The sequence below is a fragment of the Agathobaculum sp. Marseille-P7918 genome (assembly GCF_964248325.1).
Lineage (GTDB): Bacteria > Bacillota > Clostridia > Oscillospirales > Butyricicoccaceae > Agathobaculum.
Genome location: NZ_CAXTXI010000007.1, coordinates 126,494 through 139,963, shown reverse-complemented (window position 1 = coordinate 139,963; position 13,470 = coordinate 126,494). Strand labels below are relative to the sequence as shown.

Annotated in this window: 15 protein-coding genes and 1 riboswitch; all 15 genes read right to left on the bottom strand. The window is 56.6% G+C overall.

Annotated elements, in window-relative coordinates; translation table 11 throughout:
* Positions 1-4: 4 nt before the first annotated feature.
* Positions 5-589, bottom strand: coding sequence for an RnfABCDGE type electron transport complex subunit G (locus tag ACESSO_RS10940; protein WP_373165287.1), 585 nt, complete (start codon positions 587-589; stop codon positions 5-7).
* Positions 590-592: 3 nt separating this feature from the next.
* Positions 593-1,594, bottom strand: a complete 1,002-nt coding sequence (locus ACESSO_RS10935; RefSeq protein WP_373165285.1) for an RnfABCDGE type electron transport complex subunit D — start codon at positions 1,592-1,594, stop codon at positions 593-595.
* 15 nt (positions 1,595-1,609) lie between these two features.
* Positions 1,610-2,986: an electron transport complex subunit RsxC gene (gene rsxC / locus ACESSO_RS10930; protein WP_373165283.1), complete on the bottom strand. Its 1,377-nt coding sequence runs from the start codon at positions 2,984-2,986 to the stop codon at positions 1,610-1,612.
* A gap of 309 nt (positions 2,987-3,295) precedes the next feature.
* Positions 3,296-3,481 carry a hypothetical protein gene (locus ACESSO_RS10925; RefSeq protein ID WP_373165282.1) on the bottom strand — a complete coding sequence of 62 codons (186 nt, stop codon included), beginning with the start codon at positions 3,479-3,481 and terminating at the stop codon, positions 3,296-3,298.
* A gap of 14 nt (positions 3,482-3,495) precedes the next feature.
* Complete coding sequence (locus tag ACESSO_RS10920) at positions 3,496-4,038, bottom strand: stage V sporulation T C-terminal domain-containing protein (protein WP_373165280.1); 543 nt, start codon at positions 4,036-4,038, stop codon at positions 3,496-3,498.
* A 115-nt stretch (positions 4,039-4,153) separates the two neighbouring features.
* Positions 4,154-5,422, bottom strand: coding sequence for a dihydroorotase (locus ACESSO_RS10915; RefSeq protein WP_373165279.1), 1,269 nt, complete (start codon positions 5,420-5,422; stop codon positions 4,154-4,156).
* Between the two features lie 300 nt (positions 5,423-5,722).
* Positions 5,723-6,889, bottom strand: coding sequence for a cation diffusion facilitator family transporter (locus tag ACESSO_RS10910; RefSeq protein WP_373165277.1), 1,167 nt, complete (start codon positions 6,887-6,889; stop codon positions 5,723-5,725).
* Positions 6,886-7,170 (bottom strand): DUF1294 domain-containing protein, encoded by a 285-nt coding sequence (locus ACESSO_RS10905; RefSeq protein WP_373165275.1) that lies wholly within the window; start codon positions 7,168-7,170, stop codon positions 6,886-6,888. The genes ACESSO_RS10910 and ACESSO_RS10905 overlap by 4 nt, the downstream gene beginning before the upstream one ends.
* A gap of 189 nt (positions 7,171-7,359) precedes the next feature.
* Entirely contained in the window at positions 7,360-7,791 is a 432-nt protein-coding gene (locus ACESSO_RS10900; RefSeq protein WP_373165274.1) for a hypothetical protein, read from the bottom strand.
* A 13-nt stretch (positions 7,792-7,804) separates the two neighbouring features.
* A complete protein-coding gene (locus ACESSO_RS10895; protein WP_373165272.1) occupies positions 7,805-8,200 on the bottom strand; it encodes a hypothetical protein in 396 nt (131 codons plus the stop codon).
* On the bottom strand, positions 8,197-8,574 hold the full coding sequence (locus ACESSO_RS10890; protein WP_373165270.1) for a PadR family transcriptional regulator: 378 nt from the start codon (positions 8,572-8,574) through the stop codon (positions 8,197-8,199). The genes ACESSO_RS10895 and ACESSO_RS10890 overlap by 4 nt, the downstream gene beginning before the upstream one ends.
* A gap of 239 nt (positions 8,575-8,813) precedes the next feature.
* Positions 8,814-9,755 (bottom strand): zinc dependent phospholipase C family protein, encoded by a 942-nt coding sequence (locus tag ACESSO_RS10885; protein WP_373165268.1) that lies wholly within the window; start codon positions 9,753-9,755, stop codon positions 8,814-8,816.
* A 74-nt stretch (positions 9,756-9,829) separates the two neighbouring features.
* The gene (locus tag ACESSO_RS10880; RefSeq protein ID WP_373165266.1) at positions 9,830-10,810 is read right to left on the bottom strand and encodes a Gfo/Idh/MocA family protein; all 981 of its coding nucleotides are present in this window, start codon (positions 10,808-10,810) and stop codon (positions 9,830-9,832) included.
* Positions 10,811-10,976: 166 nt separating this feature from the next.
* Positions 10,977-11,720, bottom strand: coding sequence for a YebC/PmpR family DNA-binding transcriptional regulator (locus ACESSO_RS10875; RefSeq protein WP_302666083.1), 744 nt, complete (start codon positions 11,718-11,720; stop codon positions 10,977-10,979).
* A gap of 370 nt (positions 11,721-12,090) precedes the next feature.
* Positions 12,091-13,167 (bottom strand): 6-phosphofructokinase, encoded by a 1,077-nt coding sequence (locus ACESSO_RS10870; protein ID WP_373165265.1) that lies wholly within the window; start codon positions 13,165-13,167, stop codon positions 12,091-12,093.
* Positions 13,168-13,364: 197 nt separating this feature from the next.
* Positions 13,365-13,453: riboswitch (ZMP/ZTP riboswitch) on the top strand.
* Positions 13,454-13,470: the final 17 nt, after the last annotated feature.

The window sequence follows — 13,470 nt, the reverse complement described above, 5'->3', positions numbered from 1 at the left end:
CCCTTTAACCCAGACTTGCGACACAGTTTGCCGCAGTGTTGACACCGAGGGTGACCGCACGGGAGGTAATGGTCGCGCCGGTGATGGCGTTGATCGTGCCGCCGTCCTTGGAAACGGCCAGGCTGCCGTCCGCCGGCTGGCCGGCAAACTGCGCGATCCAGTTCTTATCGCTCTGCGACTTGGCGCCGAGGCCCGGGGTCTCAGATGCTTCGGTTACCTTGATGCCGGCAACCGTGCCGTCCGCATTGATGCCGACGATCATCTTGAGCGCGCCGCCGAAGCCCTTGGGGTTGACTTCCACGCAATAGCCTGCGTCCGCGCCGTCCAGCGTCGCCTTGTATACGCCGGAAACCACCGGCTGGTTCTTATCGGCCGGCGTAGCAAAGTCCGCCGGAACCTCTACATCGGCAAATTCCGCATCCGGGATGATCTCGCTCATTGCCTGATTGCGGGTCTCAATGCCGTTCTGTTCGATTTTGTCCTTTGTCACACTGTTAATCACGCCCAGAAGCAGCGCGCACACAAAGGTGATAAGGCCCAGTACGACGACCAGCATCAGAATGCCGCCGCCCTTTTTGCTGCTATCCATAACTTACTGTGCCTCCTTCTTCTTATCCAGCGCGTAGCCGAACTTGCGGGGATGGGTGGCCTTGTCGATCGCCCAAACCAGCGTGTTCATAATCAGGATGGAATACGAAACGCCCTCCGGCAGACCGCCGAAATAGCGGATGAACACGGTCAGCAGACCGCAGCCGATGCCGAAGATGATCTGTCCCTTGGGGGTAACCGGGCTGGTGACATAGTCGGTCGCCATGAAGAACGCGCCGAGCATCAGGCCGCCCGAAAGCACCTGAGACAGCATCCACTGTACGCGGGATACGTCGCCCATCGGGAACAGGAAGGTAAGTACTGCGACCGTCAGGATGTAAGCGGCCGGGATATTGATGGTGATAACCTTGCGCCACAGCAGGTATGCGCCGCCGGCGATCAGCGCGAGCGCCGAGGTCTCGCCGATAACGCCGCCGGTCTGACCAAGGAACAGCTCAAGCAGGCTCGCATCCGGCAATGCACCGGTCTTGAGTGCCGCCAGAGGCGTTGCCGTGGAGATAGCGTCGGTCACGGTGACCGAGCCGATGAGCGGCAGGGATGCATGCGGCTGGGTCCAGGTGGTCATCAGGCCCGCCCAGGACGCCAGCATGAACGCACGCGCGCCGAGCGCCGGGTTCATGAAGTTCTTGCCCAGACCGCCGAACAGCATCTTGACGATGATGATGCCGAACAGCGCGCCGAACACCAGCATCCACCACGGAGCCGAAACCGGTACGTTGAACGCGATCAGCATGCCCGTCACCAAGCAGGACAGGTCGCCGATGGTGTTCGGATGGCCTACGATTTTGTTGTAAATGGTCTCAAACACAGCGCAGGCAACCATGGAAATCACGGTCAGCACCAGCGCCCGCGGACCAAAGGTGTATACCGCAACACACAGCGCGGGAAGCAGTGCCACAAGCACATCCAGCATCAGGCTGCGGGTATCGTCATCCGCCTTGATATGGGGTGAGGAGGTGACGACGACTTTACTCAGATCATACATTTTCGTTTCCCCTCCTTACTTCTTCTCGGCCTCAGCCTTCGCCTTTTCGGCATCTGCCTTGGCCTTTTCCGCCGCACGCTTGGCCTGAATCTTACCCTTGGTCAGGCGGAACTGCGCCACCAGCGGGATACGGGCCGGGCAGACATAGGCGCACGAGCCGCATTCGATGCAGTCCATCACGCCGCACTCAACCGCATTGTCCAGATCTTCCTTCTTGCCGTACAGGTTCATGTAGTTCGGCAGCAGGTGCATCGGGCAGGCGCCCACGCACTTACCGCAGCGGATGCACTGCGGATTGGCTACGCGCTTGTCTTCCTCGCCGGAGAAGGCCAGGAATGCGTTTGTGCCCTTGAAAATCGGAATTTCAAGCGAGAACTGCGCAACGCCCATCATCGGGCCGCCCATCAGCAGCTTGTTGGGAGCTTCCTTGAAGCCGCCGCAAGCGTCGATCAGCTTTTCAACCTGCGTGCCGATGCGCACTTCGAGGTTTTTCGGCTCGGCAATGGCGGAACCGGATACCGTTACGATACGGCGGATAACCGGCATACCGGTGGTAAAGCGGCGATAAACCGCGCCGGCAGTGTCCACGTTGAACACGGCGCAGCCTGCGTCCGCCGGCAGCTTGCCGGAGGGAACCTCACGGCCGGTGCAGGCGTTGATCAGCTGCTTCTCCGCGCCCTGCGGGTACTTACACTTGAGAGGATAGAGCTTGAGGCGCGGATCGTCCGCGATCAGCTTTTCGATGCCCGGGAAGGCGTCGGACTTGTTCTCCTCGACCGCGATGATCGCGTTCTGCACGCCCATGATATCGGCCAGCATTTTCAGGCCGCCGATCACTTCTTCCGGACGCTCCAGCAGCAGACGGTGGTCGCTCGTTATGTACGGTTCGCATTCCGCCGCATTGATGATGACCGTGTCGCACTTGCCGATACCGGACTGGATCTTGACATGGGTCGGGAAGGTTGCGCCGCCGTGACCGACAATACCAGCCGAGCGGATGCACTCGATGCGCTCCTCATTGGACATGGAAGCAAAGTCATACGGATGCACGGACTCGTGCAGGCGGTCCTCGCCGTCGTTTTCGATCACAATGGACAGCACTTTGCTGCCGTTGGGATGCAGACGCGGCTCCACTGCCTTCACCTTACCGGACACGGTTGCGTGGACAGGAGCGCTGACAAAGCCGCCGGCTTCCGCGATGGGCTGTCCCAGATCCACGGTATCACCGACCGAAACGATCGGCTTGGCCGGGGCGCCGATGTGCATGGAAACCGGCAGAATGACCTGATCAGGCAGTGCCAGCTTCTCGATCGGCTTGGTGTTTGTCGCGGCCTTGTAACCCGGATCTGCATGAGTACCGGGGTGAATGCCGCCACGGAACGAATACACCATGTTTTTCACCTCTCTATTTTTTTGCGCAAGAAGAACCTGCGCCGAGGGGGCGCGGCTCCATCTTCATAAAGGAAGTTGTAAGGCCGTGCCTTGGCGCAGCCTTACAAAATAGATTATACTGTTTCTTGCACCAAATAAGCAAGTCCAAAACACAAAAAATTTGACCAAAAAACAAAAAATCTTTGTGCTGCTTGATTATCTGCTGGTATTTTCTCCACTCCTTTTGTGAACAAACTGTGATTTTACATTTTTCCACCTATCCTCAAATCCAAGAAAAGGCCGGCGCATTTCCGCGCCGGCCTGTCAGCCTTATTGCTTGTTTTTCGGATTTTCACAGTACATTTCGGTGTAAGCCGTGGCCGCCGGGTCTCCGCGCGGCGGCGTGTCCTGCGACCAGGGCGGCACAGACGCCACTGCGGCGGAATCGATATGCGCCGCGTCGTCATACTGCGGGAACGGCTTGGGCTCGCGTTCGGGCTTTCGTTTGTCCTTCATGCTGCGCCGCCCCCTTATACCGCCACGCGTCTGGCCATAAACTGGGCGGCGGTCTGGCACAGCTTGACCGTCACCTCGGTTGCCGACGTGCTTTCATCCTCGCTGACATATACCACGCAGCCGCTGACGTCCCCTTCGGTGATAATGGGTACCGCCACGACCACATTATACGCGTCGTGATCGGATACCGTCAGCTCGGGTGCTTCGTCCACGCCGCGCTCATAAACCACGCGCTGTTCCATCAGCTGCTCCAGCTCGGCGGAGATGCGTTTTTCAAGGATATCCTTTTTCGCGCCGCCTGCCGCGGCAATGACCGCGTCGCGGTCGCAGATTGCACAGCTCATTCCTGCTGTGCGGGCGAGCGCCTCAGCCAGTTCACCTGCCAACGCGCCCATTTCCCCCATCGGGGAATACTTCTTGAAAATCACTTCGCCGTCGCGGTCGGTGAAAATCTCCAGCGGGTCGCCCTCGCGGATACGCAAGGTGCGGCGGATTTCCTTCGGAATGACCACGCGACCCAAATCATCAATACGGCGCACAATGCCGGTTGCCTTCATTTACGCGTTCCCTCCCATACGCAATTTCTGGTTGTACAGGTAGTATGACTGGAACGCGGCGCATTATACGGCGGCAATTCTGGCAATTTTTGACGCGCATAAGCAATTTTTGTCGTCAACGGGCGGTAACGCAAGCCCCCGTGACGATGGCACGCGGCGCGCCGGTCAGCGGCATGCCGGTATACGGTGTGTTCACCGCTTTGGATTGATACGTTTGATATACGGTTTCCTGCTCCCAATCCAGCAGCACCAGACGGGCAAAATTACCCTCCGCCACCGCGCGGCCGGTTAAGCCGTAAATCTCCGCAGGCGCTTTGCTCATTTTGTCGATGAGCTGCAGAGGCGTCAGCTGGCCGGTTTTCACCAGATAGGTATTGCACACGGAAAACGCAGTTTCCAGCCCCGTGATGCCGCTCGGCGCTTTGGCAAATTCGCGCGCTTTTTCCTCTGTGGTATGCGGCGCATGGTCGGTGGCAATCATATCAATGGTGCCGTCGCGCAGCCCTTCTATCAATGCCTGTCGGTCGGCCTCCCGGCGCAGCGGCGGATTCATACGCGCATAGGTGCCGTGCACAGGTACGTCGTCCTCAGTCAGGCTCAGATGGTGCGGTGTGACCTCGGCATAGACGCGCGCGCCAAGCGCCTTGCCCGCGCGAATGAGCGCAACCGACTGCCCGCAGGAGACATGCTGGAACACCACGCGCGCACCGGTATCGAGCGCCAGCGCGATATCGCGCGCAATCATCGCTGTTTCCGCCGCGGACATCGCGCCGGGTACGCCGAATTGCTTTGCCGCCGCCGAGCCGTAATTGACGCCAGGAGACGGCACGAGCGACGGCTCCTCCTCATGGAAGGACAGCAGGATGTCGCGTGCAGCGGCCTGCTCCATCGCCGTGCGGCACAGTCCCGCCGAAGTGAGGTTGATGCCGTCGTCGGTCAGACAGGGCGCGCCCGCAGCGGTCAGCGCATCAAAATCGGTCAGCTCCTGCCCTTTCAGGCCCTTTGTCACTGCGCCCGCCTGGAGCACCTCGACCGGGCAATTCTTCGCCTTGTCGGTCACATAACGGATGATTTCAGGCGTATCACAGGTCGGCAGCGTGTTCGCCATGCAAATGACGGTTGCGTAACCGCCCGCGGCAGCGGCCGCCGCGCCGGTCAGCACGTCCTCTTTTTGCGTCTGACCGGGGTCGCGGAAATGCACATGCCCGTCCACAAAGCCGGGCGAAACCGTCAGTCCCGCTGCATCGTATACCTCGCAGCCCGCGGGCGCGTCGATGTGCGGCTGCACCGCAGCGATTACGCCGTCATCCCCGATGAGCACATCGCGCGTCGCATCCACGCCGGTATATGGGTCCAGCACCCGACCGTTTTGAATCAGCAGCATAGAAAAACCTCCGTGAGATAGGATGTCCGCCCGCCGGGGCGGCGATTCTCTTTCTTTATTGTATCATGCCCCCTTCCGCGCCGCAAGGCATCCTCCTTTTCCGCGCCATCAGCCGCATATAAAACAGAAAAAGCCTGCGATTGCAGGCTTTTTCATCAAATCCGAGAACATGCGCCTCGGAATTTGATACAAGGAAGCGATTTTGTGTGCCGTATTGGCGCGCAAAATCGCGCATAGGCAATGTCCGCGCATCGCGCGGCAGCGCCCCTCGATGAAAGCTGTACGCTTTCATCGAATCACTCACATTTGGTGGTCCAGCGTCACAACCGGATTATACCGCATGTCAATCTCCTTGAGCCGGTCGTAAATCTGCATCATCAGCTCACGCTTGCCCTTTTCATCATAGGTAAACGGCACAACCACATCGAAAATCAAGTTGATTTGCCGCTCCCCATCCACCACGCGGAAATCGTGCATGGACAGATTTTCGTCAATACCCCGCAGCACACTATCCACCTGCTCGCGCAGCGCGGCGACATGCTCGTTGTTCACGTCAATCGGGTCCATATGAATGACCAGATACACGCCCGTGCGCTGCCAGACGCGCTTTTCCGCTTCGTCGATCACCTCATGCACCGCGACAAAGTCCGAGTCGCTCGGCACCTCGGCATGCAGCGAAGCCAGCGAACGGCCCGCGCCGTAGTTGTGAATAATCAGGTCATGCACACCGACAATATAATCGGATTCCCGCACAATCTCCTCGATGCGGCGCGCAACCTCCGGATCAGCCGCTTCGCCGAGCAGCGGCGCGACCGTGTCGCGCACAATGCCGATGCCTGCCCAGAGGATAAACAGCGCTACCAGCACGCCGACATAGCCGTCCACCGGCAGGGTGGTGAAGCGACCCGCAATCATGCCGATGACCACCACCGAGGTGGTAATCACGTCGTTACGGCTGTCCTGTCCCGCCGCCATGAGCACCGGAGATTCAATCCGGCGCCCGATGGAGGAATTAAACGCGCCCATCCACAGCTTTACCAGCATGGATACTGCCAGAATCACCAGCAGCACGACCGAAAACGCCACCGGTTCGGGGTGGATGATGCGATCGAACGAGGTCTTGAGGAACTCAAAGCCCACCAGAACGATGATAAACGCCACAATCAGGCCCGCGATATACTCCGTGCGGCCGTAGCCAAACGGATGCTTTGCATCCGGCGCCTTGCCCGACACCTTAAAGCCCACAATCGAAATCAGACAGGACAGCCCATCGGACAGATTGTTGAATGCGTCCGCTGCAATCGATATCGATCCGGTCAGCAGGCCGATTACCAGCTTGAGCACAAACAGAAACACATTGCACGCAATGCCCACCGCGCCGGACAAAATGCCGTATCGCTCACGCACGCGCGCATCCCTTGTATTATCCGCATCATGGATGAACCAACGGACCAATGCTTTGGTCATAACAATCCCCTCGAATACAAAATGTTATAAATACCAATCAATATTGCAATCTGCAATATCATAATCGCCGGAATGCCCCACATAAAACTGCGATGGAGCGTTTTATGACGAATGAGCAGCATGGTCAGGTACACGCCCGGTCCGCCGCCGACCAGCGCCCAGAAAAACAGCGTGCGCTCAGGCACACGCTGCCAGCCGCTGCGTGCAGCAAGTTTGTCATAAATGCAGACGGCCGCGCCAATCACGCTGACCGCAATAAAATAGTATAATACGCGCTGCACGTCCGGCATGCCCTCCTCCGGCGAAATTTTCTTTCTATTGTACCACAGTCTGCTGCATATCGCAATTCGCAGCAAAAAAAGTAGCCATCGCTAACGCAATTGCGGCCAAAATGCGAAATCCCACCCAAGCACGTTGTCTTGAGTGGGATTCCCCATAAAAAATGAAAAGAAATGAAGAAATAAACTGGGTTACTGTGTATAGGATATATTGCCGTTTTTATCGCAGGTCATCGTTATGGTATAGGTTTTGCCGCCTGCATAATTGAATGTGCATTTCCCCTTTACCGATGCGCCCGTGCACCACGAATCACCGGAATATCCATACGACGAGGAGGCAGACCAGCTATCCGCTACGGCCTTCGCCCGTACCGTATCATATTGAAACGTCCCATTCAAGTAAAAGGTTCCAATATAGGTACTTCCGTGGTAGGCGTCGGCTTTGCGGGTAATTGATTTTTCGTAAATGGTAAGCGGCGATGGGGTATCGACAGTGGATACCTTCAGGTAATATCCATCGCCATAGTCAACGACGGTGAAATCATCCTCATTTGCTGCAAACGCAGGGATTGTCAAAGTAAACAGCATCAGTACGGAAAGAACTGCTGTAATGATTTTTTTCATATAAACCACCTTGCTAATCTTCTAACATTCCATCAGAAACAACGCGATTGGTTGATGATGTAGTTTGTTCCTTGACATAGAAGTCATCACGCATTACTTGCTGTGAATGAATATAATACGCAACAAACACCAGTGCAATCACCAGCGGAATTAAAATGAGCAATCCAAGCGCCAAGCGACGCTTACGACGCGCACAGGCAATCTCCGATTCGCTGATAGTTTCCATCAGCTGCGCCGCTGTCTGCTCCGGCGTTCCGATTTTTACGCATAACTCCTCATAAGACAGCATGGGATAAGCCAATAATTCCTGTCGCAGCCCGTCCAGCAATCCGGAACTGGTTGCTCCGGAACAGATCAGCCTGCGAGAAACCGCGCGCACATAACGGTGCACGGCTTTTGCTGCCGTCATACTTTATCCTCCCCACTGACACGACGAATCTGCTGTACCGCTTGGGACATCTTATCGTAAACATCCTCTATCTGTTGCAAATACGTTATCCCATCGGGGGTGATTTCGTAATATTGGCGGACACGGTTATCGTCTGAAATTGCTTTTTGGCCTTCGCGCACAAACCCCTGTGATGAAAGGCGATAAATAACCGGATAGAGCAGCGAAATAGCGTATTGGCCGGCGCTGCGCTTTTCCAATTCGTGTGCCATTTCATATACATACATTGGCCGCTCGGAGAGCAGCAAGAGTACAAGCAGCGGATTGACTGCACGCTTAAAGTAATCCTCGAAGGAGTGGCCGCTTTCCTTGGTGGATTTGCTTTCTTTTTTCATGATGCCACCAAACATGTTTGTTGATATTATACTAACAGCTTGTTTTTATCTTGTCAATATTTAGCATTGCTAAATATACAAAATTTATATATTATGATATTTGTGAATTTGTATATACACAAAGGGATAAAACCAAAATCAAGATGAGCAGCAGTAATCAAAAGCCCGGCTGAGCCGGGCTTTTTTATAAAGGCAAGCAAAATTGCGCATACCGGAACGCTGCGCAGCCGGTCGCTTTGTCAGTGCGGCGCGTTTCCATCGGCAATTTTCTTCGGGCTGCCGTTGTCGAACGGCTGCTTGAAATGGCACCACAGCTGCAATCCCGAGTCGAACTGCGCGGCATACTGCCCTGCCAGCCCTGCCGCGCCGATGCGCGCCAGCCCGAACAGATCAGGCACGGAATCCGTGCGCGTTTCTTCCGGCCTCCACAGGTTGTGCCAAGGGGTGTGCTGCTCGTTGAGCGCGTCCCACGCCGGACGCTCCACCTTCATGTGTCCGGTCAGGATTGCGCCGCGCCCGGCCAGACGCTCGAGCCGCTGCGCGGTGCGGTAGGTGCGGCGCTTGTCGGCATAGAAAAACTTTTCCCACGTCAGCATCTCCTCAAACGAGCGGCGCAGGTCGCGCACCGCCACGTCTGCGCCGTACACATTTTTCAGCACAGCATGCAGCAGCACCGCAAGCACGGCCTGCTCGGCGGGCGGTAGGGTATATAAGCCTTCCGGCCGGAAGTTCGTGACCGGGGACTGGTATGCCTTTTCGTATACCAGATAATCGATGTCGCTTTCAATCTGGCAATGCACCGCCGAAGCGTTGAGCTTGGGCTCCGCCCCACAGATCTGCACCTGACGGCAGTAAACATAGGGGTGGATCTCGCTGTCGAGCGCGAGATGGCAGACAAAACCGTAGAAGTATGCCGCGGCGATCTCCTGCGACTCGCCCGTCAGGTCGCGCACACCGCGCGCGAGCGCTGCGAACAGCTCGTCGGTCTTTTCCGAGTGCATCCGATTGCCCAGTTTGTGCAAGGGACTGCCCAGCAGAATCTTACGGTAAAACAGCGGGTCTGGCCCCTGACAGCCCCACCGAAAACTCACCGGATGCTTTTGCACCAGCTCCTGCACCGGCGCAGGAAAGACGCTCAGCGCCTGCTCTCCAAACAGATGATGCGATACAAAATCCGCCATAACCGGACCTCCTCTGTCCTATCAGTTGTTTTCCTCTATTATACACGCTTTGCGTTCCACGGGGAAGTCCTTGCTCAATCCACGCCCGGGAACACGATGCCCGCATCCCGCCGTGCACGTGCAAGCAAATCCGCCATTTCGACGGTTTTCTCCATGCGGCGGCGGCAGTCCGCGCGGTCATCCGCCACGACCAGCCCCGCAATGCCCTGCATCTCCCAGTACCACGCGGTTTCGCCCTGCTGCTCGTCAAAAACCTGCTCGCCCTCGTCGGTCACGACCGTGACGCGCGTGCACATGCTGACCGGGTCCTCCACGCGAATGAACCCCTTTTCTCCTATGATATGCGCGCCGTTTTCGCCTTTGCAGTCCTTCGCGCCCGTACACGCACAAACAAAGCCCGGATACTCCAGCACCGCGACGCCGCCGAGGTCGATGCCGTTGGCATGCCGCCGCGCATGATAGGTCAGCTTTTCCGGCATACCGAACAGACCGTACACAAAATACAGGTTATACAGGTTAATATCCATGAGCGCGCCGCCCGCAAAGACGGGGTTGAACACATTGGGCGTCTGTCCCGCTTTCAGTGCGTCGTATTTGCTCGAATACTGACAAAACGTGCACGACACCTGCCGCACCGGCCCGATTTCGGGCAGCTTCTCGTGGATGCGCGCAAAATGCGGCAGAAACAGCGTTGTGATACCCTCAAACAGGAACAGCCCCTTGTCCTCTGCCAGCGCAGCCAGCTCCTCCGCCTGCGCGCGGGTGGGTGCAAACGGCTTTTCGCAGATGACATGCTTGCCGCTCTCGAGCGCTTTTTTGGTCTGCGCATAGTGCAAACTGTTGGGGGACGCGACGTAAACCCAGTCGATTTGCGGGTCTGCCAGCATGTCGTCCAGCGCGGTATATACCTTTTTCACGCCGAACCGCTCCGCCAGCGCGCGTCCGGTCGCTTCTCCGCGCGAATAAACCGCCTCATAGGTCACGCCCGCCACGCGCACCGCCTCTGTCATCACCCATGTTACGATATTGCCCGTTCCAATCGTCCCGATTTTCATATGCAGCCTCTTTCCTGCCTTGCGGCATTCCGTTTGCCTTTATCATGGCACACTTTGCCGCCGCACGCAACGGATTTTTTGTTCCCTTTGTAAAAAAACACAGCCGTCTTTCCCATAGGGAAAAACGGCTGCGCCATCCATCTTCTTTTGGACAAGGCGAAACGGCTTAGCCTTCGTAATCCGCTTCGTTCTCCCAGTTGTGCCAGACAGCCTGCACGTCGTCGTTATCCTCCAGATTGTCGAGCAGCTTGCGCATCTGGGCCATATCCTCTTCCTTTTCCAGCGTGACATAGTTCTGCGGCACCAGCTCGACCTCAGCCTCGACAAAGGAATAGCCCAGCGTTTCGAGCGCCTCGCGCACCGCGGAAAAATCCTCCGGCGCGGTGTAAATCTCGAAGGTCTCCTCGTCGGCCTGGAAATCCTCCGCACCGGCGTCGAGCGCCTGCATCATCACGGTGTCCTCGTCCAACTCACCGCGCTCCATGATAATAACGCCCTTCTTGTCGAACTGCCAGGATACGCAGTTGGTCGCACCCAGACCCGCGCCGTACTTATCAAACAGGTGGCGCACGTCAGCCACCGTGCGGTTCTTGTTGTCGGTCAGCGTTTCGACAACGACCGCGACGCCGCCGACGCCGTAGCCCTCATAGTTGTTGGCCTCGTAGTTGACCTGACCATTCGCGCCCGAATACTTGTCCAGCGTGCGCTTGATGTTATCGTTGGGCATATTGTTGGCCTTGGCCTTGGCGATGCAGTCGCGCAGGCGGGAGTTGAAATCCGGATTGGCCGAACCGCCTTCCTTAATAGCAATGGCCATTTCGCGGCCGATTTTGGTGAAGATTTTCGCTTTTTTCGCGTCGTTTGCGCCCTTGCGCTTGGCAATATTATGCCACTTGGAGTGTCCCGACATGGTGGAAAGTCCCTCTTTCTATCTGAAATAAATTTAATATAACCTCAAAAACGCCATACGGCGCATACAAATTTTATCAGATTTTTTATGTTTCCGCAATACCCGCGTGTATATTTTTCGCGTACCGCGTACAAACTACGCTTGAAATCTTCAAAAAAGAGGTGATTTCCCATGAGCAAGCAGAACAAGCGTCAGAACCCGTCGACCACGAACCAGTGCCCGAACGGAAGCCAGAATAAGAACCCGCAGCCGAACACCCAGAGCAAGAATCCGAGCAGCACGCAGGACTGACCGGTCCGGCCTGCCGCTTCGATTTACGGCTTGGGCAAACAAAAGGACGTGCCGCAGCACGTCCTTTTGTATTTTGCGCTTAGTCGCCCATCGACAGGCCGAGTGCGCGCGCCGCACGCACCACTTCGCCGTCGGGCGGCACGGTCTTGAGCTTGCCCGCCACTTCTTTGAGCGGCACGGGCACGATTTTATCGTCCTGCAGCGCCACCATATAGCCGTATTTTTTCTCGCGGATGAGCTGCGCCGCCGCCACGCCGAAACGGCTGGTCAGCAGACGGTCCGCCGGACAGGGCGCGCCGCCGCGCTGATAGTGGCCCGGAATGGTCACGCGGATCTCATGCCCTGTGATCGCCTTCAGCTCGTCCGCGATGCGGTAGGAAATCGACGGATAGGGCATATTTTCACGCGCGGCCTTGAATTCCTTCTTGCTCATCTTGGCCTCTTCCTGACTGATCGCGCCTTCCGCAACCGCAAGGATGGAGAACCGTTTGCCGCTCTGTGCGCGCTTGTCGATCGCTTGCGCAATCTTTTTGGCCGAATACGGAATCTCCGGAATGATGATAACGTCCGCGCCGGACGCAATGCCGGAATACAGCGTCAGCCAGCCGGCCTTATGGCCCATCACCTCGACGATGAACACGCGCGAATGCGAAAACGCGGTCGAGTGAATGGAGTCGATAACCGTCGTGGCAATATCCATGGCCGACTGAAAACCGAAGGTCATCTCAGTGCCCCACAGATCGTTGTCAATCGTCTTGGGCAGGGTGACCACGTTGACGCCGTTCTCGCTGAGGAGGTTCGCGGTCTTGTGCGTGCCGTTGCCGCCGAGAATGACCAGACAGTCAAAGCCTTCGTCGTTTACGGTTTTGAGCATTTTCTGCAGCTTGGTCTCCTCGCTGTCCTCGGTCGCCTTCTGCATTTCCTTAAACGGCTGGCGGGATGTGCCGAGAATCGTTCCGCCCAGAGTCAGAATATCCGAGAAATCCCGCGAGTTCATTTCATGATAATCGCCCTCTATCAAGCCGCGGTAGCCATCCCGGATGCCGTAGATGGTCACCTTGCTGCCCAGTTCGTTATACAGCGTCTTTGCTACGCCGCGCAGAGCGGAATTCAGGCCCTGGCAGTCGCCACCGCTTGTCAGCATGCCAATCTTCATAAGCGCAACCTCCTTTTTATTACCTTTATCATACGCCATTTTTCCCGTGTTGTGAAGAGTCTTTCCATAGGTTTTACATCCGCAGCGTAATTCATCCGTTTTTGACTTCTGTCGCAGTATACGGCATTTTCTATGCAAAATTTTTGTAGGATTCATCAGTTGCATACTATATATAGTTGTGTTATTCTTAAACCAGACAAGTTCCCTGCAACTGACGGACAAGGTGGAGCGCAAACCACCGGGGAGCAGGGGTTCCGTAAAAATGCCGACCGTCTGGGCAGTGTCGCACAAGATACGCGATGC

Excerpts from the sequence above, each read along its gene's own strand:
- ACESSO_RS10940 (WP_373165287.1), bottom strand. The coding sequence starts at position 589 with ATGGATAGCAGCAAAAAGGGCGGCGGCATTCTGATGCTGGTCGTCGTA.
- ACESSO_RS10935 (WP_373165285.1), bottom strand. The coding sequence starts at position 1,594 with ATGTATGATCTGAGTAAAGTCGTCGTCACCTCCTCACCCCATATCAAG.
- rsxC (WP_373165283.1), bottom strand. The coding sequence starts at position 2,986 with ATGGTGTATTCGTTCCGTGGCGGCATTCACCCCGGTACTCATGCAGAT.
- ACESSO_RS10925 (WP_373165282.1), bottom strand. The coding sequence starts at position 3,481 with ATGAAGGACAAACGAAAGCCCGAACGCGAGCCCAAGCCGTTCCCGCAG.
- ACESSO_RS10920 (WP_373165280.1), bottom strand. The coding sequence starts at position 4,038 with ATGAAGGCAACCGGCATTGTGCGCCGTATTGATGATTTGGGTCGCGTG.
- ACESSO_RS10915 (WP_373165279.1), bottom strand. The coding sequence starts at position 5,422 with ATGCTGCTGATTCAAAACGGTCGGGTGCTGGACCCATATACCGGCGTG.
- ACESSO_RS10910 (WP_373165277.1), bottom strand. The coding sequence starts at position 6,889 with ATGACCAAAGCATTGGTCCGTTGGTTCATCCATGATGCGGATAATACA.
- ACESSO_RS10900 (WP_373165274.1), bottom strand. The coding sequence starts at position 7,791 with ATGAAAAAAATCATTACAGCAGTTCTTTCCGTACTGATGCTGTTTACT.
- ACESSO_RS10895 (WP_373165272.1), bottom strand. The coding sequence starts at position 8,200 with ATGACGGCAGCAAAAGCCGTGCACCGTTATGTGCGCGCGGTTTCTCGC.
- ACESSO_RS10890 (WP_373165270.1), bottom strand. The coding sequence starts at position 8,574 with ATGAAAAAAGAAAGCAAATCCACCAAGGAAAGCGGCCACTCCTTCGAG.
- ACESSO_RS10885 (WP_373165268.1), bottom strand. The coding sequence starts at position 9,755 with ATGGCGGATTTTGTATCGCATCATCTGTTTGGAGAGCAGGCGCTGAGC.
- ACESSO_RS10880 (WP_373165266.1), bottom strand. The coding sequence starts at position 10,810 with ATGAAAATCGGGACGATTGGAACGGGCAATATCGTAACATGGGTGATG.
- ACESSO_RS10875 (WP_302666083.1), bottom strand. The coding sequence starts at position 11,720 with ATGTCGGGACACTCCAAGTGGCATAATATTGCCAAGCGCAAGGGCGCA.
- ACESSO_RS10870 (WP_373165265.1), bottom strand. The coding sequence starts at position 13,167 with ATGAAGATTGGCATGCTGACAAGCGGTGGCGACTGCCAGGGCCTGAAT.